Annotated in this window: 21 protein-coding genes; 19 read left to right on the top strand and 2 right to left on the bottom strand. The window is 31.6% G+C overall.

Going from position 1 to position 23,533, the window contains the following annotated elements; translation table 11 throughout:
- Window position 1: 1 nt before the first annotated feature.
- The 9 genes from ftsE (at window position 2) to nrdG (ending at window position 11,030) form a co-directional block, all read left to right on the top strand.
- Window positions 2–685, top strand: a complete 684-nt coding sequence (gene ftsE / locus FMG_RS06245) for a cell division ATP-binding protein FtsE (RefSeq protein WP_012290878.1) — start codon at window positions 2–4, stop codon at window positions 683–685.
- Entirely contained in the window at window positions 672–1,565 is an 894-nt protein-coding gene (gene ftsX, locus FMG_RS06240; RefSeq protein ID WP_041250605.1) for a permease-like cell division protein FtsX, read from the top strand. The genes ftsE and ftsX overlap by 14 nt, the downstream gene beginning before the upstream one ends.
- 10 nt (window positions 1,566–1,575) lie before the next feature.
- A complete protein-coding gene (locus tag FMG_RS06235; protein WP_012290876.1) occupies window positions 1,576–2,799 on the top strand; it encodes a murein hydrolase activator EnvC family protein in 1,224 nt (407 codons plus the stop codon).
- A gap of 155 nt (window positions 2,800–2,954) precedes the next feature.
- The gene (locus FMG_RS06230) at window positions 2,955–4,409 is read left to right on the top strand and encodes a hypothetical protein (RefSeq protein WP_012290875.1); all 1,455 of its coding nucleotides are present in this window, start codon (window positions 2,955–2,957) and stop codon (window positions 4,407–4,409) included.
- A 23-nt stretch (window positions 4,410–4,432) separates the two neighbouring features.
- Window positions 4,433–5,884, top strand: coding sequence for a hypothetical protein (locus tag FMG_RS06225; RefSeq protein ID WP_012290874.1), 1,452 nt, complete (start codon window positions 4,433–4,435; stop codon window positions 5,882–5,884).
- A 142-nt stretch (window positions 5,885–6,026) separates the two neighbouring features.
- The gene (locus tag FMG_RS06220) at window positions 6,027–7,202 is read left to right on the top strand and encodes a S41 family peptidase (RefSeq protein WP_012290873.1); all 1,176 of its coding nucleotides are present in this window, start codon (window positions 6,027–6,029) and stop codon (window positions 7,200–7,202) included.
- 8 nt (window positions 7,203–7,210) lie between these two features.
- Window positions 7,211–8,170 (top strand): polysaccharide deacetylase family protein, encoded by a 960-nt coding sequence (locus FMG_RS06215; RefSeq protein ID WP_012290872.1) that lies wholly within the window; start codon window positions 7,211–7,213, stop codon window positions 8,168–8,170.
- Between the two features lie 236 nt (window positions 8,171–8,406).
- Window positions 8,407–10,530 (top strand): anaerobic ribonucleoside-triphosphate reductase, encoded by a 2,124-nt coding sequence (gene nrdD / locus FMG_RS06210; RefSeq protein ID WP_002837134.1) that lies wholly within the window; start codon window positions 8,407–8,409, stop codon window positions 10,528–10,530.
- Window positions 10,530–11,030 (top strand): anaerobic ribonucleoside-triphosphate reductase activating protein, encoded by a 501-nt coding sequence (gene nrdG / locus FMG_RS06205; protein ID WP_002837245.1) that lies wholly within the window; start codon window positions 10,530–10,532, stop codon window positions 11,028–11,030. Before nrdD ends, nrdG begins: the two co-directional genes overlap by 1 nt.
- A 48-nt stretch (window positions 11,031–11,078) precedes the next feature.
- On the opposite strand, the gene FMG_RS06200 is transcribed toward nrdG, so the two are convergent.
- Together FMG_RS06200 and FMG_RS06195 are read right to left on the bottom strand one after the other, a co-directional pair.
- Entirely contained in the window at window positions 11,079–12,764 is a 1,686-nt protein-coding gene (locus FMG_RS06200; protein WP_012290871.1) for a hypothetical protein, read from the bottom strand.
- On the bottom strand, window positions 12,764–13,672 hold the full coding sequence (locus tag FMG_RS06195) for an AAA family ATPase (RefSeq protein WP_012290870.1): 909 nt from the start codon (window positions 13,670–13,672) through the stop codon (window positions 12,764–12,766). Before FMG_RS06195 ends, FMG_RS06200 begins: the two co-directional genes overlap by 1 nt.
- 80 nt (window positions 13,673–13,752) lie before the next feature.
- On the opposite strand from FMG_RS06195, the gene FMG_RS06190 reads away from it, so the two are divergent.
- From FMG_RS06190 to FMG_RS06145, 10 genes are all read left to right on the top strand, one after another.
- A complete protein-coding gene (locus tag FMG_RS06190) occupies window positions 13,753–14,565 on the top strand; it encodes a J domain-containing protein (protein ID WP_012290869.1) in 813 nt (270 codons plus the stop codon).
- 196 nt (window positions 14,566–14,761) lie between these two features.
- Window positions 14,762–15,469: a hypothetical protein gene (locus FMG_RS06185; protein ID WP_012290868.1), complete on the top strand. Its 708-nt coding sequence runs from the start codon at window positions 14,762–14,764 to the stop codon at window positions 15,467–15,469.
- 287 nt (window positions 15,470–15,756) lie between these two features.
- Window positions 15,757–16,065 (top strand): hypothetical protein, encoded by a 309-nt coding sequence (locus tag FMG_RS06180; protein ID WP_002837275.1) that lies wholly within the window; start codon window positions 15,757–15,759, stop codon window positions 16,063–16,065.
- A gap of 2 nt (window positions 16,066–16,067) precedes the next feature.
- Entirely contained in the window at window positions 16,068–17,084 is a 1,017-nt protein-coding gene (locus FMG_RS06175; RefSeq protein ID WP_012290867.1) for a V-type ATPase subunit, read from the top strand.
- A gap of 12 nt (window positions 17,085–17,096) precedes the next feature.
- On the top strand, window positions 17,097–19,028 hold the full coding sequence (locus tag FMG_RS06170; RefSeq protein ID WP_012290866.1) for a V-type ATP synthase subunit I: 1,932 nt from the start codon (window positions 17,097–17,099) through the stop codon (window positions 19,026–19,028).
- A 13-nt stretch (window positions 19,029–19,041) separates the two neighbouring features.
- Window positions 19,042–19,461, top strand: coding sequence for an ATP synthase subunit C (locus FMG_RS06165; RefSeq protein ID WP_002837222.1), 420 nt, complete (start codon window positions 19,042–19,044; stop codon window positions 19,459–19,461).
- A gap of 2 nt (window positions 19,462–19,463) precedes the next feature.
- On the top strand, window positions 19,464–19,772 hold the full coding sequence (locus FMG_RS06160; RefSeq protein WP_002837175.1) for a V-type ATP synthase subunit F: 309 nt from the start codon (window positions 19,464–19,466) through the stop codon (window positions 19,770–19,772).
- A gap of 8 nt (window positions 19,773–19,780) precedes the next feature.
- Window positions 19,781–20,389: a V-type ATP synthase subunit E gene (locus FMG_RS06155; RefSeq protein WP_012290865.1), complete on the top strand. Its 609-nt coding sequence runs from the start codon at window positions 19,781–19,783 to the stop codon at window positions 20,387–20,389.
- Entirely contained in the window at window positions 20,382–22,148 is a 1,767-nt protein-coding gene (locus FMG_RS06150; protein WP_012290864.1) for a V-type ATP synthase subunit A, read from the top strand. Before FMG_RS06155 ends, FMG_RS06150 begins: the two co-directional genes overlap by 8 nt.
- 8 nt (window positions 22,149–22,156) lie before the next feature.
- Window positions 22,157–23,533 carry a V-type ATP synthase subunit B gene (locus tag FMG_RS06145; RefSeq protein WP_002835079.1) on the top strand — a complete coding sequence of 459 codons (1,377 nt, stop codon included), beginning with the start codon at window positions 22,157–22,159 and terminating at the stop codon, window positions 23,531–23,533.

Here is a 23,533-nt window from a genome sequence, read left to right as displayed (position 1 = left end):
AATGTTAGAATTCGTTCATGTAGATAAGACATATAAAAATAAAGTGTGCGCACTAAACGATTGCAATTTTAGAATTGAACAAGGTGAATTTGTTTTTTTGATTGGGCCAAGCGGTGCGGGCAAATCAACTATTACGAAACTTATACTTAAAGAAATAAATCCAGATAGAGGTAAAATTTACCTATACGGTGAAGACATAACCAGATTAAAAGCGAGGAAGGTTCCTAAATTAAGACAAAGTATAGGAATGGTGTTTCAAGATTTTAAACTATTGGAGAACAAAACTGTGTACCAAAACATAAAATACGTTATGCAAATTTTGGGAAAGAGTTCTTCAGAGATAAAATCGACGATTGATACTGTCCTTGATTTGGTAAATTTGAAAGACAAAAAGAATGCATATCCACACGAACTATCCGGTGGGGAAATGCAAAGAGTCTGCATTGCACGTTCGATGGTTAATAAACCAAAACTACTTATTGCAGACGAACCTACGGGGAATTTGGATCCAGTGACTAGCATGGACATTGCCAATGCGTTGGTTAGAATTAATGAACGTGGTACGACTGTTATGATGATAACTCACGAGAAAGATATTGTTAACAAATTACAAAAAAGAGTAATTCAATTGGACAAGGGTATTATTGTTAGAGATGAAGAAGGTGGAATGTATGAGAAGAATTAGAGTTATTATATCCACTTTGAAAGAAGGATTTGTAGGTATTTGGAAAAACAGATCGATGGGACTTGCATCTTTGACGACGATTTCTCTGGCACTTTTGATTTTGGGATCTGTAATTATATCTATGTTGACAATGAATCAAGCTGTAAAAGACATCGAAGGAAAAGTTAATCTTGTCAATGTGTATTTGGAAAATGGAATTCAAGAGGACAAGACGAAAAAGATTGAGCAGTTTATCAAACAAAAAGATGGCGTTAAGGATTTGAAGTATGTGTCTAATAAACAAGCTATGGAGAATTTCTCCAAATCTTTGGATGATAAAACTTTGATTGAAGGAATGGAATCAGCTTTTCCTGCATCATTTGAAGTTACATTGAAGGATGTAAACGACGCTGAAAAATACGTCAGAGAATTTCAAAAAATAGACGGTGTTGAAAAGGTAAGCTTTTACAAGGATTTGATAGCAAAAATCTCAAATACATCTAGAATTGTAAAATACGCAGGCTCAATCGTAGTTGCGATATTGGTTTTGATTTCAATAATAAATATTTCAAATACAATTAGATTAACTGTGTATGCCAGAAGAAAAGAAATTGCTATCAAGAAAAATATCGGCGCATCGAATTTAGTAATATCTGCACCACTTGTTGTAGAGGGAATATTTTTCGGAATAATTGGCGCAGTGGTTGCGTTTTTGGCTTGTTATTACCTATACAGATATGGATATTTGAGGTATAATAAGACTGTATATGGATTGATATCAACATATTTAGTTCCACCAGTGATGATTAGATGGGATTTGTTGAAGATTTTTATCAGTCTAGGCATCGGAATTGGAGCATTCGGTTCCGTATTAAGTAGCAAAAAATATCTCAAAATATAAGGAAGGAATTATGAAGAAGAAAATTGTCGCGTTAGCCTTGTGCATGATGCTTATGACTAATGCAGTGTATGCAGACAAATTAACCGAATTAAATAACGAAAAAAAAGCAAAAACTTCGGATTTAAACGAATCTAAATCCAACCTAAATAAATTAAAAGATAACAAAGACGCTGAGATGGAAAAGTTGAAAAACATCAACTTAAAACTAACTCAAACTCAATCAGAACTTGCTATTCAACAACAAGAATTGGAAAAAATCAATAAATCAATAGATGATACTAAAAAAGAAATTGAAAAATACCAATCTAGCATCAATAAAAAAACAAAAGAATTTCAAAAAAGATTAAAAGGAATGTATATATCAAAAGATGGTGCAAAAGTTGATGTGATTTTCGGATCTGGAAATTTGAACGATTTATTGAACAATGTAAGTTTGATGAATTATATTGCTAGATATGATAAAAATCTATTGAACGATTTGAAACACGAAAAAATTTCATTAGATTACAAAAAAGACGAACTAAAATCCAAAATGCAAACAATGGAAATTGTAAAAAAGAATTTGGAATTAAAAGTCGTAGCATTAAATGATACATTGGCTGAACAACAAAAGTTAATCGACGATATTTCAAAAAATGTCAGCATGACAGAATCAGAAATATCTTCATTAATTAAAGAACTTGAAAAAATCGACGGCAAAATCGACCAAGAAAAAAAGGCAATCCTACAAGCAAAATTACTTGCAGCACAAAGAGCTCAAGCTGAAAAAAGAAGACGTGAAATGTTGCAAAGAAATAAAGCATTCAACACAAATATTTCAGCACCAGTTGTCAATAACAACGGGGCATACTTACAATGGCCAGTACCATCATCTCATAGAATGACATCTTTTTATGGATGGAGAAGCGATCCATTCGGAAGAGGATCGGGATTCCACACAGGATTGGACATTTCAGCACCAATGGGAACACATGTAATATCTGCAGAAGATGGAGTTGTAGTTCATGTTGGATGGAGCGGTGGCTACGGAAATCTTGTGAAAGTTCAACATGATAATGGAGCATTGACATATTATGGACACTTGAGTGGATTTAATTGTAGTGTAGGTCAACGAGTAAAACGTGGACAATTAATCGCATTTATAGGATCAACTGGATATTCAACAGGACCTCACCTTCACTTCGAAGTTAGATTCAATGGTCAACACACTGATCCTCTTAACTATCTAAGATAATTATGAAACTAAGTTAGCAATAACTTAGTTTTTTTAATGCAATAAATTACCTGAAAATATTTGGAGAAATATATAACCAAATGTTTGACAATTAAGTGTTTTATTTGTAAGATGGAGATATAGAAAACGATTGACAATATTTAAGAGGAAATAAAATGAAAAAAACAAAGAGAAGTCAAAAAATATTTTTATTCTTACTAACGTGCATTCTTACATTAAATACACAAACACGAGGATTTGCAAAGAATGAATTGGATAATGAAATTCTTACATTTCCAATAGAAGATAATTTGAAATTAGAAAATTACAATCCCGATGATTTAAGAGTTAAACAATTGGGGAAAATTGAATTAAACAGAGTACTTACGAAATCTGAGTATGAAAAAGATATGAAGAATTTCGTAAATTATTATTTGGAATGGCAAGCTTATTTAGGAAATTCTACAAGAGAAGAATTAGAAAAACTTGCTGAAGAACTATTGAAAACATCAGATAATAAAACGGTTTCTGATTTAAACTTGGATTTTGCAAAATTAATTGCAAACACTAATGATGGACATACATCAGCTATGTATGAAATAGGGAAAAGCTGTATGCCAATTAAGATTAGAATTATTAATGGAGATTATTACATAATTAATACAACACCTGAATACGAAGATTTATTATATTCTAAGATAATAAAATTTGATGATATTGATACCAAGGACATAACAAAAAGATTATACAAATACACTTCAGCAGAAAATAAATATTTCAAAAATACGATAATAGAAGATTTTTATTTATATTATGGAGATGCACTAGAAAAAGAAAATATAATTAAAAATGGAAAATTAAAATTACAGATAGAAACTGATGGTAAAACGCTTAATAAAACAATCAAAATGATAGATCTGCCAGATGTTAAAATCAACAAATATAGTTATGAAAATACAGATTTTTCTCAAATCTTATACGATATGACAGACATCACAAAAAATAAATTCACAAAAAATGACAAGATGAGATACATGCAAATGAAACCATTTTATTATTATATAAATGATAATAACTTAATCATCCAATACAACAATTGTTATAATACTGATAAAGATAACATCTTGAAAAATATGATAGATAAAATGGATAAAGATGTTTCACGAAATAATGTAGAAAAAATAATTGTAGATATTAGATACAACACAGGTGGTTGGCCAGCACATGCAAAAGAACTTGAATTGGCACTGAAAAGATATCAATTATTGAATCCTAAATTGGAAATAAAATTATTAACTGGACCAGAAAATTACTCTGCTGGATCCTTGTTCGTAGACGGAGTCAAGAGAAACCTTGATAATCTTCAGATAATTGGGGAAAATACCGGAGGACCTTCTGGGTGGACGACAGAAGCGTCAACAATTATGTATTTAGGAAATAGTAAATTATTTGTCAAAAAATCAAGTGGAGTTAGAAGATACGATTATACATTAGAAGACGTAGTACACTGTTCCAATCTTAATAAAAGAGATGGATTAACGTGGTATCCCGATATGTTTATCGAAAATCAAATTCAAGATTATGCTATTGGAAATGATAAGGTTATGAATTACGCATTGAGAAAACAATAAATTTAAATATAGTGGGGAGATTTATGAAAAAAATTAAAACAATAACTGTAATATCTTTGTTGATAATAAGTCTGTTATTAACAAATACAAACAGTTTTGCAGATAGTGAATTAGATGATGTTGAAGTATTAACAATAGATGTAAATTCTATGTTTCAAGATGAAAATGTAGACTACAGTAAGCTTAAGACGACTGTTGTACAAAATATAGATTTTAATAAGACTTTAACTGACAAGGAATATAATACAGATTTATCTAATTTTCTTCATTATTTTATTCAGTCACAGTCTTATCTTGGGTATTCAACAGAAGATGAAATGAAAAAAGAATTAAATAAAATTATCCAAAACAAAACAGGCAGAACAGTTGCTGATTTAAAGTTTGATATGGATAAAATTATAGCTATGACTAATGATGGTCATGCTTCGGGTATGATTAATGTAGGCAGTGCTTATTTACCGATAAAAATGAAAATTATTGATGACGATATTTACATAATTAATACTACAGAAAATTACAAGAATTTACTGTATAGTAAAATTATTAGCATCAATGGAGAGTCTGCAAAAAGTTTGCTTGATAAGTTTTATAAATACGTTTCGGGAGAAAATGAATATTTTAAGAAAGCTAAACTTGAATCATATTACTTGAGTTATATTGATATATATAATAAAGAAAAAATAAGTAAGAATAACAGGTTATCACTAGAACTTGAAAATGATGGCAAGATTCAAAAAGTCGATATAGAAGCTATAAAAATGAAACCTACTAAAATCTTCAAACAATATTTTGAAGGTAGTGAATCAAAGAGATTTGTTTATGATCTTAATGATAAAATAGGTAAAAATTTCGTGCAAAATAATAAGGAAAGATTTACCGATGACGAAGCATTTTATTGTTACGAAAGAGAAGGAAGCCTCATTGTAAAATATAATCAGGCAGCTGATAAAAGTGATGAGATTAGTTTAAAAAATCTAGAAAAAAATATGGATAGTATTATCAAGAAAAATAATACGAACAAGATTATCTTAGACCTTAGATACAATAATGGAGGAGAAACGACACATTTTAGAGAGCTATCTAGAAAACTACAAACATATCAAATATCAAATCCACAACTTGAATTCAGAGTTTTGACAGATTACAATTCTTATTCAGCAGCGACATTTTTAATTGAAGATATTAAGAAAGGGTTAAATAATGTTACTATAGTGGGTAATTTTACAGGAGGACCATCTTGTTGGACAACATCCTCATCTGGTTCTATGTTGTATTTCGGAAATAGTCACTTATTTACTTCATCTGTATCAAATTATTTATTTAGATTTGACTATAACTTTAATGATATTATGCACTGTTCCAATCTTAATAAAAGAGATGGATTGACGTGGTATCCCGATATGTTTATCGAAAATCAAATCCAGGATTACGCTATTGGCAATGATAGGGTTATGAATTATGCTATTAACAATTAAATAATGTAATTAATATCTTCTTTTATTTATTAAAAGGGGATATTTTTTATTAAAAGCCCAATAATCTTAGACAAATTGTAACTCAATTTTAATACAAAAAATCGTTAATCTGTTATACTATATATTAGTTAAGAGGTGATTTATGAAGACATTAAAAAAAGTTTTTATTGGATTGGGGCTTTGCTTATTGGTGTATCTAAGTTTTTCTGTAGGAAATGCTACGGGAAAAAGAACTGCGATTGCCAATGAAAATGGTATTCCACTAGCGAAGATCAATAAGATTGAAAACTTAATTGACCAATATTATCTTTTTGATATAGACAAGAACAAGCAACAAGAAGGAGCTGTTGAAGGTTATGTAAAAGCTTTGGGAGATCCTTATTCTGAGTTTTTGACTAAGGAAGAGATGGATAGTTTGAATCAACAAACCGAAGGAGAATATGCAGGTGTTGGAATTGTGGTTACTCCTTCTGAAACCGGCGCAATAACTGTTGTTAGCGCTATTAAAGGCAGTCCAGCTTTTGAAAAAGGCATCAAAAAAGATGATATTATACTTAAAATTAACGGCAAGGATTACAACGCATCTCAAATGAATGATGCTGTAAAGGTGATGAAGGGTAAGCCTAATACAGATGTGAAGCTTACTATTGCCAGAATGGAGAACAAAACAAGTAAGATTTTTGATGTAAATATTACGCGTCGTATGATTAGTTTGACTACTGTTAATTCTCAAAAAATTGGAGATATTGGATATATCAACATAACTCAATTTGACAGAAAAACTGATAAGGAATTTATTGAACAATACGAAAATTTGAAAAAACAAAATGTGAAATCAATTGTTTTGGATTTGCGTAACAACCCTGGTGGTTTGTTGGATTCTACGGTTAAAATAGCAGACTATCTTCTTCCAAAAGGAGTTATAGTGAAGACTGTAGATAAGAATAAAAAAGAGGATATTCAAAAAAGTGATGCTTCAGAACAAAATTTACCAATGGTAGTTCTTGTGAATGGTTCAAGTGCATCTGCATCTGAGATTTTGACGGGGGCTTTGAAGGATTACAAGAAAGCTACGATTGTCGGAGAGAAAACTTTCGGAAAGGGTATTGTTCAAACGATTATTCCGATGGAAAAAGGCGAGGGATTGAAGCTTACAATTAGCGAGTATTTTTCACCAAAGGGTAACAAAATTCACAAGCAAGGAATTACACCAGACGTTGTTATCAAGTTGAACGAAAAGGCAAAGGGAATTGGAGTTGAGTATATGAAAGAAGATAACCAACTTCAAAAAGCTTTAGAGATTTTAAATAAAAAATAGGAGATATTATGAGAGAAGAAAGAGAAGCGAGAAGAAAACGCAAGAGAAGAAAAAAAATAATCAACTCAATAGTTCTTTTGGTTTTTGTGTTGGCTGTAGGAAGTTTTATTGCAGTAAAAGTGGCCAACAGCGAACAAAGTCTTAATCCAAAAGTAGCTGAGAGTTCTTCTAAGAAATCAAGCAAAAAAACTGCTGATAAAAAAGAAGAGCAAAAACCAGATCCTAATAAATTAATTAAGGGTTCAAATCATATTTTAAAAGCAGATTCTTATGCTTATGATGCGAAGAAAATTAGTCAATTTATTAGACCTACAAAATCTGAAGGTTATGTCAAAAACACAGACAACAAAAAAATTTGTTTCTTGACTTTTGATGATGGCCCAAACCACAGCATAACTCCACAAGTTTTGGATATATTAAAGAAAGAAAATGTTCCTGCTACATTTTTTGTGGTTGGTAAGCATGTTTCACAAGATACCAAAGATATTTTGGAACGCCAAATAAATGAAGGCCACGCAATTGCCCTTCACTCTTTTGAACACGATTATTCAAAATTATATCCAGGAAGAGTTGCAAACGCTGATAGAATTAAAAAGGAAGCAGAAATGGCACAAAAAGCATTGCAAGATGTTCTTGGTCCAGATTTTAAAACAAGCGTGTGGAGATATCCAGGTGGACACATGAGTTGGAAACAATTAAAACCAGGCGATGAAGCATTGGAATCTTTGGGAATTCACTGGATAGACTGGAACAGTTTGGTTGGAGATGCAGAACCAAAAAGCAGAAGACCTACGACTGTGGAAGGCATGGTTGAATTTGCAAATACTTCATTAACTTATCAAGCTGAGCAAGATTTAGTTGTAGTTTTGTGTCACGATGCACCAGGAAAACAACTAACTGTTGATTCACTTACAGCAATTATTAAAAATTTTAAAGATAAGGGATATGAATTTGGAATTTTAAAATAATTTTAAAATAATAAATATTAGCTTAAATTTGCCACAATTAAATTATTATACAGAGCACCTTTTTGAGAAGGTGCTTTTTTAATGTTTTAATTCCTACTAACTATATATAGTATGAATAAAAATCAAAAACCCACATATTGATACTATCTGTAGTATTTGATATAATGAAGCAGTAGTAAAAAAGAACAAAAATTTGATTTTATTAATATAAAAAGGAAAGAGAAGAGGAGTTAAAAATGTTAACTGTAGAAAAAAGAGACGGAAGGCAAGTTGAATTTGATGCTAAGAAAATTGTCGTTGCGATAGAAAAAGCTATGAATAGTAGTACAGGAATTTACGAGGAGAATTTGGCTGAGAAAATCGCCAAAGAAATTGAAGGATATGCCAAAACGATTGGAAAAGTTTTGAGTATTACTGATATCGAAGACCAAGTGTATTATAAGTTAATTCAGTATAACAATCCCGCTACGGCAAGAGCTTACGAAAACTACAAAGCCGTACAAAAATATAAGAGAGAAACTAACACTACTGATGAAAGTATAATCGGTTTGTTGGAAGAAAGTAACAAGGATTTGTTAGAAGAAAACTCCAACAAAAATGCAGTGATAGCTTCTACTCAAAGAGATTTAATCGCTGGTGAAGTTAGCAAGGATATTGCAAGAAGAAAGCTTATTCCACAAGATTTGCTTCAAGCACACGATGAAGGGGCAATTCATCTTCACGATATGGATTACATAATCCAACCAATGTTTAACTGTTGTCTTGTAAATATGAAGGATATGCTTGACAAGGGAACTGTTGTAAATGGTAAGTTAATCGAATCACCAAAATCATTCCAAGTTGCTTGTAATGTAATGACTCAAATAATCGCACAAATTGCAAGTAATCAATATGGCGGTCAAAGTATCGACATTAGATGTTTGTCAAAATATTTGAGAAAATCTTACGAAAAGAATTTGAACTTGTGCATTGAAACTCTTGGAGATATCGATATGGCTGAAAAAATGGCTGATAAGATGACTCAAAAAGATTTGGAATCAGGAATTCAAACAATTCAATATCAAATCAATACATTGATGACTTCCAATGGACAAGCTCCATTTGTGACTTTGTTTATGTTTATTGAAGATCACGATGAATACAAGGAAGAAACTGCGAAGATAATTGAAGAAATTTTGAAGCAAAGAATTCAAGGAATCAAGAACGAAGCAGGAGTGTATGTTACACCAGCATTCCCTAAATTAATTTACGTTTTGGATGAAAATAACATTCACAAGGACAGCGAATTTTATCATTTGACTTCACTTGCAATTCGTTGTACAGCTAAGAGAATGTATCCAGATTACATTTCAGCTAAGAAAATGAGAGAAAACTACGAAGGAAATGTGTTCAGTCCAATGGGATGTAGAGCGTTCTTGTCTCCATGGCAAGATGAACATGGAAACTATCAATTTGAAGGTAGATTTAATATCGGTGTGGTTACGATTAATTTACCACAAATCGGAATCTTGGCGGATGGAGATGAAGACAAATTCTTCGAAATATTAGACAAAAGATTAGAAATGTGCAAACGAGCTGGAGTGTTGCGTTACGATTTACTAAAAGATGTAACAAGTGATTCTTCTCCAATCCATTGGCAACACGGAGCTATCGCAAGACTTCAACCACACACACCAATTAAAGATCTATTGATAGGTGGATATGCGACTGTAACTTTGGGTTATATTGGAATTTATGAAGCAACATTGTTGACTATTGGCGAAAGCCACACAACTCCAAAAGGCAAAGAATTTGCAATGAAAATAATGGATATCATGAATGAAAAAATAAAACAATGGAAGAAAGAAACTAACCTAGGATTTGCTTTGTATGGAACTCCAGCAGAAAGTTTAACTCACAGATTTAATAGCATCGACAGGGAAAGATTCGGAGTAATTGAAAATATAACAGATAAAGGCTACTACACAAACTCATTCCACGTTGATGTAAGAGAAAACATATCTGCTTTTGAAAAATTCTCATTTGAATCTAAATTCCAAGACAAATCATCAGGCGGATGTATTTCGTATGTAGAAATTCCAAATATGAGCAAAAATTTGAAAGCTTTGGAAACTCTTGTCAAATACATTTACGATAATATCCAATACGCAGAATTCAACACTAAAAGCGACTATTGCCAAAATTGCGGTTTCGATGGAGAAATTACAATCAACGAAGATGGCGATTGGCAATGTCCACAATGTGGAAACAAAGACCATGCTACGATGAATGTTGTTAGAAGAACTTGTGGATATCTTGGAGAAAACTTCTGGAATGAAGGAAGAACAAAAGAAATCAAAGATAGGGTATTACACATTTAATGAACTACGCACAAATCAGACAATACGATGTGGCAAACGGCCCTGGAATTAGGTGCACGTTTTTTGTAACAGGATGCAGCCTCAACTGCAAGAATTGTTTTAACAAGGAATATCAAGATCCAAATTTTGGAGACAAATGGACCGATACGCAGACCAATCAAATAATAGATTATTTGAACCAAGAAGAAATTGATGGACTTACAATTTTAGGCGGAGAACCATTCGAATCATGCGATGATTTAATAGAAATTGTGGGAAAAATCAGAGAAAACACGAACAAAAGTATCTGGATATTTTCTGGATATACTTACGAAACACTTTCTCAAAAACAAAACTGCAAAAAACTATTGGACATGTGCGATGTACTTGTTGATGGAAGATTTGTTGAAGAATTAAAAGATTTACGATTGAAGTTTCGCGGATCTTCAAATCAAAGATTGATTGATTTGAACAAAACGACAATGGATAAAATCATATTAGTTGATGAAAATAAATTATAAATAAACCGTTAGAATCTTGTGGTTCTAACGGTTTCGTTTTGCAATTAATTACATATTAGATATTATATTTTTGATGAATGAGCCGACGGTCTTGCTGAACATTTCAGGAGATTTAATGTAGCAGAAATCATTAGTGAAGATTTCCTTCTCAAAAGTCAAATCGTCTTGTGATCCAGTGAACACACCTAGTAATTTTATTTTTTGCATTCTAGTCAAGAACACTTCTTTTGCAGTGTCTTTTACTGCCAAATCTCCGACGTAATCTTGCGCTTTAAATCTGGTTTTGCCGACAAAATTGAGATTTACGATATTGTTTGGCTTGCCATCTGTTAGCATTATCAAAAGTTTGGACTCCATTTGTTCCGTCATAATATTTCTCATAAATTTGAGTGCCAATCCGTCTCTATTTGAGCCTTCTGGATGATAATGAAAAATATTTTTGCAGTTTTGCTCGTCGTAGTCCTTGAATTTTGTAATTATCAAATAATCGTACATATTTTGAAAACCAAGTACACGAACTTTTATGGACAAATCACTTAATGCTTTCGTTATAACATAAGCTTGTGCTGCTATAATTTCCTTCTTCTCACTTTGACTTGCAGACATATCCAATAACAAATCCACAGACATTGGACTGTTTTCGTTTTTGTAGATTTTGTTAAAAATCTTATTGTCGTTTAGTTTGGTGTGACGCCATGCTCTTTTGATATCGATAGTTCCGAACGTCGACCTTCTGACATCATCATCTTCATTTTTGAGAAGAGCAAGTTTTAACATTTCACTTAAAACATTGACTTGACGATTGTATATGAGGATATTTTTCTCAAAATGTTTAACATTCTCATTGTAAGACTCTACCAAAAGATTCGTTCTGTAGTTTTCAATTCTAGTAGAATTGGCATTCACTATGTGGAAATTTATATCAGAATGAATATCGGTAGACAGTTTATTTTTCAAAGAATTCAAAATAGATTGATCAACGATACTTTTTCCGTACAATCTTTCGATATTGGTGTGAACATCTTTGGTACGGGAAGTTTTTTGAGTTGAAGAGTCGTTGTCTACATCTTCATCTTCCAATAATTTGTACAAATCTTCAGTAAATTCTTGTGATCCTATGGAATATTTTTCGAGTTGAGATACATTTTCTTGTTTTGTTATAATTTTCTGATTAGTTTTCTGGGTAACTGGTTTGATTTCTTTTTTTATCTTTTCAAAATTATCATTATCAGAGATTGTCTTGTATGAGTAGAAATATTTATTTACAATCTCAATCAAAAGATTTATCAAAGATAAGCTATCATTGCACTTTGTTCTAGTCAACATCAAGATTTCTCTAATCGATTTGGTAGTTGTCCAGGGCTTATCAGTGTAGTGATATTTTTCCAATTCTTCAGAAATATTTTGCGGATTGGACCTATAATACTTGTCAAAATAGTATAATTTTTGTAACCTGTCAAAATCCCCAAGCCCATTTCTTTCGCTTAACATTTTACCTTTTAGATTGTTGTCTAAAATTATCATTAAAATCGTGAAAATATCCTTTTTATTTGACACGTTATCTATTATTTTCATAACAGAATTAATATCGTAAAATCTGTGGGCAAATCCAAAAAGCGCAGTCTGAAAAATCTCTGAATTGACATTTTCTTTTGTAATAAAATCCAAATTGGGGTTAATGTTGTAATCTTCACTCAACAACCAAAATAGATTTTTGGACCTTGAATCTTCCATTATTCAAATATCTCTTCCGGTTTCAAATCGTCCTTGAATATAGTGTCGATAATATCTTGTACGATTGTTTTTTCAAATTCATCAAATGTTTTATTGACAATTCCAAGTTTTAAGCTTGATTTAACGCTCAAACCTCTTTTCATAGCGTGGATTGAAGATAACAAACCACGCAAGTCGATACATCTTCCAGAAATTTCAGAATTCAAACTTTTTTCTTGTAAATCCATGAAAAATCTGACGAACATTTTTTGAGCAGTGTCTGTCAATGAAAATTCTTCTGAAAGAATCTTGTTCAAAGTTTTATCGTCTGTTTTTGGCATATCTATGACGAAAAATCTGGACAACAACGCTTCATTGATTTCACGCGTACCAGCGTATCCGTAATTCATTGTAGCTAAGAATCTTGTTTTATCATGTATATCTACTTTTTCAAAACCAGGTATATCTATAATTCGACGATAATCCAAAATGGAATGCATAATAGCAACAGAATCGTTCTTCGCCATATTAATCTCATCAAACACACAGAAACCTCCATTTAATGAAGATTCCAACACTGGACCTGCTCTGAAAATAACTTCATCGTTTTTCAAAGTATCCATACCAATCAAACTTTCAGAATCCGTGTTCACATGAAAAGAAATATTCCATTGAGGTCTTTGGAAAATATACGCCAAATTATCGCACAATATATTCTTGCCGGTAGCTTTGGGACCAACCAATAGCAAATTATTCGCTTCCAAAATGCTTGTTATAGCCATCTCCAAAACTTCTTTTCCGTAGTAGTTAAATCGTGGTTTAGGAATTCTGGATTTGAATTTGTCATCTACACCATTGTCCTTCAAAAAGTTTTCTACATCTTTTATTAAATTTTTATTTATATTTTGTGATTCAAGTAAATTAATCATATTACCTCTTTCATAAACTATCTAATTTGTGACATTAGTATGATATAATAAATTAAAAGAAATTGGAAGTAGGTGAATAAATGAAGAAAGCATGGGGAGGTTTCGTAAAAGGATTTGCGAAATTTTTGGATGGATTTTTCGGGTTTTTAATAGCATTTATAGAAACATTGGTGAATTTAACTGTGGGATTTAGGTATGTACTAGGATCCATACTATCCTTCGGTTGTATATTTATATTATTCTTTCCTTATATATTTTTCAAATACAAATGGGTTACATTTACGGTTTTGTTCATAACGATATTTCCTATTTTAGGTAAAGGATTTGTCAATTATCTAAAATATGTAAAATATTCTATGGTTGAATTCTTACTTGGATACGGGGATTATTATCTCAATAATTCACAAACAAAATACACTTCTTATTCTGATTACAAGAAAAAATACATCTTCAACAAACAAGAAGAAGAAAGAAAAGCGCGTGAAGAACGACAAAGACGTGAACAAGAAGAATGGACTAGAAGATTTAACGAATGGTTCAATCAAAACGGATTTGGCTTCGATGATTTTGGATACTACCAACAACAAGGTCAATACGGTGGATACAACCAAGGTTATGGTCAACAAGGATACGGATATCAAAACCAATACCAAAATCCGGTGGACGATTTCGTTAGAACTTACGAACAACATTGTGACACGTTGGGAGTTGGATACAACGCAGACAAGTACGAAATCAAATTGAATTACAGAAAACTTGCCAAGAAATATCACCCTGATATAAACAAAGCAGCGGATGCAACTGCTAAGTTCCAAGAAGTTAACAACGCATACGACTTTTTGTCCAATGAACAAAACATAGAAAGATACAATAGAATCAAAAACAAAAAATAGTTTACGGCTGGGAGAATATCTCCCAGTTTTTTATTGCAAAGTCTTGAAAAAGTCTTGACACATTACGAGAAATGGTATAAATTAAAGTCAATACATCATAAATAATATAATCAATAATGAAGTTTAAGAAAAAACAAAATATTCAACATTGTTATATTAATTAACAATGTAAATGAGAAAATGAAAGGAAATTAAAATGAAAAACAATAATGGAAGAAAAAAATCAACAAAAAAATTAACTATAGCTTTATGTATGGTTATTTTTGCAGTTGTGTTCAGTTCAACAATTTATGCGGTTAAATTAGTTAATGAACAATCTAAGGTTAATGAATTAGAATTGCCTGAATTAGATTCTATGAAGATAACCAAACAAATAAAAAATGGAGAAAGAAATATAAAATCACAATCTACTTCTAGACTGAATTACAAACAAATTCAAGAACAATTGGGAGTTTCCCTTTTAAATAGTGAACTTTCAAAAGACGATAGATATATGATTACAGATGTTGAAACTGATAATAAAGATTATGCGATAATCAAGTGTGATAATTATATTCTTGGAGATACATCAAACTATTCATATAATGAAGAAGGATTTTATAGTTATGACGAAGGAAACTTGTACAAATCTCCAATATCATTACAAGCGGATATAATTTTAAGTGAAACTCAGCTAAACAATGTATGGACTACTGATTATTTGGGAATGTATGGTTTCGTAGAGCAATTTGTTTCGGAACAAGGATATAAAGTTAATTTAATTGAAGAAAAAAATGACGGTAATCAACCACAAGATTTTGTATCTAAGAAGACAGCTATTTTCGTAGCGGATGGAATTAGATATACATTGACAGGTAGAACAACAGTTGAAAATATGAAACAAATTGTAAATTCAATGAAATAAAGTATTTGGGTGCTGCACAATAAAAAGTGCAGCATTTTTTATTGTAAAAATTAAAAAAACTTTAATCATAAAAACCAAAACTTTGTCTAAATTTTTAAAAATTTATTTTTAGTTTAAAAAAATGTAAATTAAAAATATCAAAGTTAGAATAATAAAAAAATTATAATAAAAATGTTTTCATTTATACATATAGCAATTTTTATAAAAAAATCAACAATATATCTAAAAACAATTTAGATTTAAAAAATTATATGGGTTATAATAGGTAGATGTGAGGAAGTGAGTTTATGAAAGATATTATCAATAAAATAATTGAGATTGATAAGAAGGCACAAGATTTGGATAAAAATTTTCAAAATGATCTTGTGATTGAACAAAAAAAACAAAAAGAAGCTATAAGAGAGCTTGAAGACAAATATCAATCAGAATCTGTAACTAAACTTAATTCTGTCCATGATGATATTATTAATAGCCAAAACAGTAATATCGAAAATCAAAAGAAGAGTATTGAAGAAAAGAAAAATCACTTGAAGGAAATCTTCGATAAGAACGAGGATAGATTGGTGGATAAATTCTTCAATATTATTACGGAGTAATTATGGGATCTGCAAGATTATATAGTGCGCTTAATACTAAGATTTCTAAGATTAGCTCAGAGCTGTTGTCTGATGAAGATTTTAAGAAATTATTAGAAGCTGATACTAATAAGGATCAATATGATTATCTTTTGAAATTGGGAAAGATTGAGGGTGAATACGCAAACGAGGGCGTGAGTCAGTTTGAAAATAGTCTTAATGATAAGATGATTAAAACTGAAGAAAAGTTGAAATATTATATGAACGGCAGGTACAAGGATTTTTATAATTCTTTGTTGGAGTATTATGTCGTTGAAGATATTAAAACTTTGGCACGTGTTATCGTTAGAAGGGAATACACCGATAGGTTGAATGATAATCTTATAGTTCTTAAGGATACAAAATTTTCTCGAATTTCTTCGTCGACTACGATTCAAGATTTTGTGGATATGTTAGATGAGCCATACAAATCTATTGTCGATAGGTACAAGGAAGAAAATCGTCACAGAATTTTGTTTTTTATTGAGATGAACTTGGATAGAAATTATTATTCAAACATTATCAAGATGAGTCAAGGTTTATCGAAACAAGATTCTAAGATTGTCCAAGATTATTATGGTGAAAAAATCGACTTATTGAATTTGGAATGGATTTATAGAGCTAACAAATATTATGAAATCAATAGCGAGATTATTTTCAACTTTACGATTTTGGGCGGTAAATTGTTCCAATTGGACGATTTGAAGAAGATTTCTTATATGGATTTTGATGATTTGATAAATTTTATTTCCGAAAGTAAGTATTCTTTCTTGGTTAATACCGACAATGATATTGATTTGTATATGGATAGAAGAATTTACAGATATCTTTATTTCAAGGCGTTGGATTTGCTACATACTAATAAGTACAATATTTCTAAACTTATTGCGATTGGCGAATTACTTGAGTTTGAAAAGTTTGATATTGAAAAAAGTGTGGAATCTAAGAGATTTAATTTGGATTTTGAAAAGTCCAAGTCTTATCTGATTAGAAGAGTTTAAGGAAGTGGTAAATTGAGAGCAGAAAAAATGTACATGATGAATGTAGTTGGAAATCTGAAGTATCTTGAATCCACTATAAAAGATTTGTTGGATATTGGAAGTGTCGAACTTACTGATAGTTTGAGCCAAATCGAAAACAATACTTTTATCGTTAATATCAATAGTGAAAATATCGAAAAAACTATGGAGTTTAATAATGTTACTGGTTTTGAAAACAGGGATGTTAAGGAATTGAATTCTATTGCTGACAATTTGAAGGATATTTTCAAAATTGATTTGAGAGATGAGAGATTAAAAAGAGAGTACACAGAAGATGAAATCAAAGACTTCTACGGTTCTATTAAATCTAAGGTGGACAAGATTTATGATTGTGAAAACCAAATTGATGAAAATAAAAAAGAATTAGAAGATTTGTATTTGATTGAAGATTTGGATGTTTCTATTGAAAGCTTGTGTGATATGAAGTATTTCGATTATCGCTTTGGCTATTTGTCTAAGGAAAATAGATTAAAGTTGAAGAAAAACTACGATAATATCATGGCAAGTGTACTTCATTTGGCAAGTAAGAACAAAAAGGAAGTTTATGTAGCGATTTATCCAAAGGATGTGTCAATTGAAACTGACAGGATTTTGAGATCATTGAATTGGACTGATATCAATATTAGTAAAGACAGAAAAGAAGTTCCAAAAGAAATAATTTCCAAAATTGAATTGGAAAATGAAAACTTGGGAGCTCAAATCTCAGAATTAAATCAAAGCTTAAATGAGATTTACAGAGACAATAAGAGCAAAATTATCGATATGGTGATTTCTGCTAATTTGTTGATTCAATTAGAAGATGTGAAGAGTTTACTGGCAAGAAGTGAAAGCTACTTTTACTTGGCAGGATGGGTTCCTGAATCAGCTAAAGGAGTTGTTCAAGAAAAATTATCTGCATACGATGATATGTTCATTAATTTCTTGGATGCTGATGACAGTGGATTGACTCCTCCCACCAAACTCAAAAACAACAAATTTTTTAAGCCGTTTGAGCTTTTAGTTAATATGTATGGAACTCCAAATTACAAGGAAATCGACCCAACTGTATTTTTCGGATTGACATATATGTTGCTATTCGGTGCTATGTTTGGGGATTTGGGACAAGGCGCTGTGATGTTTGTCGCAGGTGTTTTGTTAGCGAAATTCAAAGACAAGATGATGGGCGGACTTCTTGAAAGAATTGGTGCAAGTTCCATGGTGTTTGGAATTCTTTACGGTTCTTTTTTCGGACTAGAAGGAATTATTCCGGCATTGTTTTTGAAACCATTTGAAAATATCAACAAGGTTTTGATAATAGCTATAGGCCTTGGTATCGTACTTTTATTGATAGCTTACATTTTTGGATTATGTAACAATTACATTTTCAAAGATGTGCAAGAAGGACTTTTCGGACAAGAAGGGTTGGCAGGATTTATGCTATTCTTGCTATTCTTATTATTAGCTGCAACTGTTGCATTAGAATTGCACATTGTCCCTGTTGGAGTAATTGCGGCGTGTATGTTGATTGTGATTTTTGTAATGATTTTCAAAGTTCCATTGACACAACTTTTGTACAAGAGAAGACCTCTTCACAATGGTTTGGATGTTACAGGTTATTATGTTGAAAGTTCATTTTCAATTATTGAAACTTTGATTTCAATGTTTTCTTCAACTGTATCATTCATAAGAGTGGGTGCATTTGCTATCAACCACGTTGGTTTGTTCTTGGCATTCACATCTATCGGTAAGATGATAGGAACTAACGCCGGAAATGTAGCAATGATAATCGTAGGAAATATCGTGATTTTAGGTCTTGAAGGTTTGATTGTATTCATTCAATCATTGAGACTTGAATATTATGAATTATTTAGTAAATATTTTAAGGGTGATGGAATTTTGTTCCAACCAACTATAAAGAGAATTTAAAGGAGATAAATATATGTATTTTATTTTAATTTCAACAGCATTAATAGTTTTATTGACTATAGGTTCAGGTGTTTATTTGTTATACAACAACACTGATTCATCAAAAACAAAATTAAAGAAAGCATTAAGAACTAATCTTTTTGCTATAATTCCATGTCTTGTGATGGCATTTGTATTTTTAATGCCTAACTCTGCATTTGCACAATCTGCTGCTGGTGCAACTAATGGTCTTGGACTTTTGGCAGCTGCTTTGTCAACAGGTCTTGCAACAATTGGTACTGGTTATGCAGTAGGTGTTGTAGGTTCATCAGCATTGGGAGCTGTTAGTGAAGATCCATCATTATTAGGTAAATCATTAATTTATGTAGGATTAGCAGAAGGTATTGCAATTTACGGATTGGTTATTTCAATTCTTATTTTGCAACAATTATAATTATGAAATCCGTAATTATAAGTGCGGATAATGTTACAAATCTTGGTATGCGCCTTGCAGGAATAACAGGTTTCGTAGCAAAAAACGAAGCAGAGATGAGAAGAGCTTTCAAGGCTGCAACTATTGATGATACTTTGGGTGTTGTCATTATCACTGAAGAGGTATTCAATACTATCAAAGATGAAGTGACAAAACACAAAGACAAGGGTAAGAAACCATTGGTTGTAACAATACCCGGAAGAAAAGGACTTGAAGATAAAGATTTCTTGATGAAATACATCAAGGGGTCTATAGGAATTAAGGTAGATTAGAGGTAGAAATGATTTTATTAGAAAAGAAATTAGATATTTTTAACAAAATAATCTATGCGAATAAGAAAAAAGATTATGAAAAGAAACTTCTTGAAGTAAAAAACTCTAATCAAAATGAGCTAAAAGAATACGAACAAAAATTAATTGATGAATATAATTTGAATTTGAAAAAAAGAACCAGAAAAGCTGAACAAAAATCTATCGAAAAGTTGAGAACTGCTGAACAAGAAAGCAGAAGAGAGCTTTTGGTTTTAAAAGAAAATATATTACAAAAATTGTTTGATAATGTTACTAAAAAAATATTGGATTTTGTGAAGACTGACGATTACAAGGAAAAATTAATCAAGAACATTGAAGAAAACTTGGCTGATTTGGATTACAAGGTAGTGTTGTTGGTTTTACAAAACGATTATGATTATGTAACTAAGAATTTCAGTTCAGAAAAAGTCGAAGAAATCAAATCTATTCCAAACAATTACTTGGGTGGATTTATGATTCAAGATGTAGAAGAAACAGTGAATTTTGATTACACTTATTTGTCAAAAATGGAAGATTGCAAACATGCAATGGGTGAAGATATTCATAATCTAATGACAGGCGGTGATATCAATGAATAATGGTAAGATTTTTTCTATTAATGGTCCTGTAATCAAAGGAAGAAACATGACCGATTTTACAGCCAAGGAAATGGTGTTGATCGGTGAAAAGAAATTAATCGGAGAAGTTATCAGCCTTGAAGATGATATCGCAGTTATCCAAGTTTACGAAGAAACTGAAGGTTTGAAAAAGGACGATGAAATTTATCATACTAATAAACCACTTTCATTAAAATTAGGACCTGGTTTATTGAAAAATATGTTTGATGGAATTGAAAGACCATTAAAAGAAATCAGAGATAAATTTTCAACTTTCATACCAGAAGGAATCGGACTTATTTCCATCGACGAAGAAAAATTATGGGATGTCACTATAAAAGTTAAAAATGGTGATACAGTTACTCAAGGACAAATAATAGCAGAAGTTCCAGAAACAGAAGCTATCGTTCATAAAATTATGATTCCAGTTGGAGTTAATGGTACTGTAAAAAATGTGCTTGAAAATGGCAAGTACAATATTGAAACTACTATTATGCAAGTGGAAGATGATTTTGGAAACTTAACAGATATAAAATTGTACCAAGACTGGCCAATCAGAATTCCAAGACCTTCCAAGGAAAGACTAGATGTCGATCGCTTATTGGAAACTGGTCAAAGAATTTTGGATGTGTTCTTCCCACTTGCAAAAGGTGGTACTGTAGCAATTCCTGGTGGATTTGGTACAGGAAAAACAATGACACAACACCAATTGGCAAAATACGCTGATGCAGATATTATTATCTACATTGGTTGCGGTGAACGTGGTAATGAAATGACAGAAGTATTGGAAGATTTTCCAAAACTTATCGACCCTAATAACGGGAAACCACTTATGGAACGAACTGTGTTGATAGCCAATACTTCCAACATGCCAGTAGCAGCGAGAGAAGCAAGTATCTACACTGGAATTACAATGGCGGAATACTTCAGGGATATGGGATATGATGTCGCAATAATGGCAGATTCGACTTCTCGTTGGGCAGAAGCTCTTCGTGAAATTTCAGGAAGACTTGAAGAAATGCCTGCAGAAGAAGGCTATCCTGCATATCTTCCATCTAGAATTGCACAATTCTACGAGAGAGCGGGAATTGTGAAAACTTTGAACGACAACGAAGGATCAGTTACAATTATCGGAGCGGTTTCACCAGCTGGTGGAGATTTCAGTGAACCAGTTACTGAAAATACTAAGAGATTCGTAAATGTATTCTTGGGTTTAGATAAGGACTTGGCATATTCAAGACATTATCCTGCAATTAACTGGATGAGTAGTTATTCTTCTTATGTAGAAAAATTAAGGGATTATTACGAATCTAAACTTGGTGAAGATGTTGTAGATTTGAGAAATCAAATGCTTAAATTATTATACGAAGAAGACAAATTAAAAGAAATAGTAATGCTTGTTGGTGAAGATGTTCTTCCAGACGATCAAAGGTTGATTTTGGATATTTCAAATGTAATGAAGCTTGGATTTTTGCAACAAAATGCTTTTAGCAAGGTGGATACTTATGTTCCTCTTAAAAAGCAAGTTGAAATGCTTAAAACTATCAAATTATTATACGAAGAAGGACGTAAGGCAATCAAAGAACAAATTCCTATTTCTCAAGTAAAAAATGCAGATTTGTATTCAAAAGTTATCGCCATGAAGAACACAATTTCTAATGAAGATTTGAGTGGAATCAAAGATTTGAATGACGAAATCAAAGAGTTTTACAGCGATTTGATTAGCAAATACGAAAAGTAGGTGATTTTATGATAAAAGAATACATTAAACTAAAAAAAGTTGAAAGTTCAATTATAGAAGTTGAAAATGTAAATGAAGCATCTTTTGGTGAAGTTGTCGAAGTAAAATCATCTGCATCAGATAAATCAATGGTCGGTAAAGTTGTAAATATTAACGACGATACTGTTACTATTCAAGTATTTGGTGACAGTACAGGAATGAGTACACAAAATACTAAAGTTAGATTTACACAAAGACCATTTGAAATAGCTTTGTCAGAAGATATTTTGGGAAGAAAATTCAATGGAATTGGTCAACCAATCGATGATGGAGGAGATATTTACGCAGCTAAACGCTACAACGTAAATGGCCGTGCCATCAACCCTGTTTCCAGAGTTTATCCAAGAGATTTCATCCAAACAGGAATTAGTTCGATAGATTGTTTGATGACTTTAATCAGAGGACAAAAACTTCCAGTATTTTCTGGATCTGGAATGAGTCACAATAGATTGGCTGCACAAATCGTTCGTCAAGCTAAAATCAAAGGTGCAAACGAAGATAACTTCGCAATTGTATTCGGAGCAATTGGCGTAAAACACGACGAAGCTAGATTTTTCGAAGATACTTTTAGACAATCTGGTGTATTGAATAATGTGTGTATGTTTGTAAATTACGCTGACGATTCAATAATGGAAAGAATTATTACTCCAAGAGCGGCACTAACTGCAGCAGAATACTTGGCTTTCGAAAAAAATTATCACGTTTTGGTTATTATTACTGATTTGACAAGTTATGCAGAAGCTCTTCGTGAAGTTTCTTCAAAAAGAGAAGAAGTTCCTTCCAGAAAGGGCTATCCAGGATATTTGTATTCTGATTTGGCATCATTGTATGAAAGAGCTGGTATGATAAAAGATGCAGAAGGCTCTGTAACATTGATTCCAATCTTGACAATGCCAAATGATGATATCACGCATCCTATTCCTGATTTAACAGGATATATTACTGAAGGACAAATTGTTTTGGAAAGAAGTTTGATGCAAAAAGACATATATCCACCAATAAATGTTCTTCCATCATTATCGAGACTTATGAAAGATGGTATCGGTGAAGGATACACAAGAGAAGATCATCCGGATGTAAGTAGCCAATTATTCTCAAGTTATTCTCACGTTCAAGAAGTCAGAGATTTGGCACAAATTATCGGAGCAGATGATTTGAGTGAAGCTGATCAAAAATATTTGAAATTTGGAGACGAATTTGAAAATAGATTTGTAAGACAAGATTATTATGAAAACAGAGAAATAGAAGAAACATTAGATCTTGCGTGGGATTTATTGAAGATATTACCAGAAAACGAATTGGACAGATTATCACCAGAAATGATAAAACAACATATGAACAGGTGA

It is taken from the genome of Finegoldia magna ATCC 29328 (assembly GCF_000010185.1).
Taxonomy (GTDB): domain Bacteria; phylum Bacillota; class Clostridia; order Tissierellales; family Peptoniphilaceae; genus Finegoldia; species Finegoldia magna_H.
The sequence above is the reverse complement of the archived record's forward strand: the minus strand, read 5'-3'. Positions and strand labels throughout refer to the sequence as shown.

Coding starts and splice junctions, on each gene's coding strand:
- ftsE (WP_012290878.1), top strand. CDS start 2: ATGTTAGAATTCGTTCATGTAGATAAGACATATAAAAATAAAGTGTGC.
- ftsX (WP_041250605.1), top strand. CDS start 672: ATGAGAAGAATTAGAGTTATTATATCCACTTTGAAAGAAGGATTTGTA.
- FMG_RS06235 (WP_012290876.1), top strand. CDS start 1,576: ATGAAGAAGAAAATTGTCGCGTTAGCCTTGTGCATGATGCTTATGACT.
- FMG_RS06230 (WP_012290875.1), top strand. CDS start 2,955: ATGAAAAAAACAAAGAGAAGTCAAAAAATATTTTTATTCTTACTAACG.
- FMG_RS06225 (WP_012290874.1), top strand. CDS start 4,433: ATGAAAAAAATTAAAACAATAACTGTAATATCTTTGTTGATAATAAGT.
- FMG_RS06220 (WP_012290873.1), top strand. CDS start 6,027: ATGAAGACATTAAAAAAAGTTTTTATTGGATTGGGGCTTTGCTTATTG.
- FMG_RS06215 (WP_012290872.1), top strand. CDS start 7,211: ATGAGAGAAGAAAGAGAAGCGAGAAGAAAACGCAAGAGAAGAAAAAAA.
- nrdD (WP_002837134.1), top strand. CDS start 8,407: ATGTTAACTGTAGAAAAAAGAGACGGAAGGCAAGTTGAATTTGATGCT.
- nrdG (WP_002837245.1), top strand. CDS start 10,530: ATGAACTACGCACAAATCAGACAATACGATGTGGCAAACGGCCCTGGA.
- FMG_RS06200 (WP_012290871.1), bottom strand. CDS start 12,764: ATGGAAGATTCAAGGTCCAAAAATCTATTTTGGTTGTTGAGTGAAGAT.
- FMG_RS06195 (WP_012290870.1), bottom strand. CDS start 13,672: ATGATTAATTTACTTGAATCACAAAATATAAATAAAAATTTAATAAAA.
- FMG_RS06190 (WP_012290869.1), top strand. CDS start 13,753: ATGAAGAAAGCATGGGGAGGTTTCGTAAAAGGATTTGCGAAATTTTTG.
- FMG_RS06185 (WP_012290868.1), top strand. CDS start 14,762: ATGAAAAACAATAATGGAAGAAAAAAATCAACAAAAAAATTAACTATA.
- FMG_RS06180 (WP_002837275.1), top strand. CDS start 15,757: ATGAAAGATATTATCAATAAAATAATTGAGATTGATAAGAAGGCACAA.
- FMG_RS06175 (WP_012290867.1), top strand. CDS start 16,068: ATGGGATCTGCAAGATTATATAGTGCGCTTAATACTAAGATTTCTAAG.
- FMG_RS06165 (WP_002837222.1), top strand. CDS start 19,042: ATGTATTTTATTTTAATTTCAACAGCATTAATAGTTTTATTGACTATA.
- FMG_RS06160 (WP_002837175.1), top strand. CDS start 19,464: ATGAAATCCGTAATTATAAGTGCGGATAATGTTACAAATCTTGGTATG.
- FMG_RS06155 (WP_012290865.1), top strand. CDS start 19,781: ATGATTTTATTAGAAAAGAAATTAGATATTTTTAACAAAATAATCTAT.
- FMG_RS06150 (WP_012290864.1), top strand. CDS start 20,382: ATGAATAATGGTAAGATTTTTTCTATTAATGGTCCTGTAATCAAAGGA.
- FMG_RS06145 (WP_002835079.1), top strand. CDS start 22,157: ATGATAAAAGAATACATTAAACTAAAAAAAGTTGAAAGTTCAATTATA.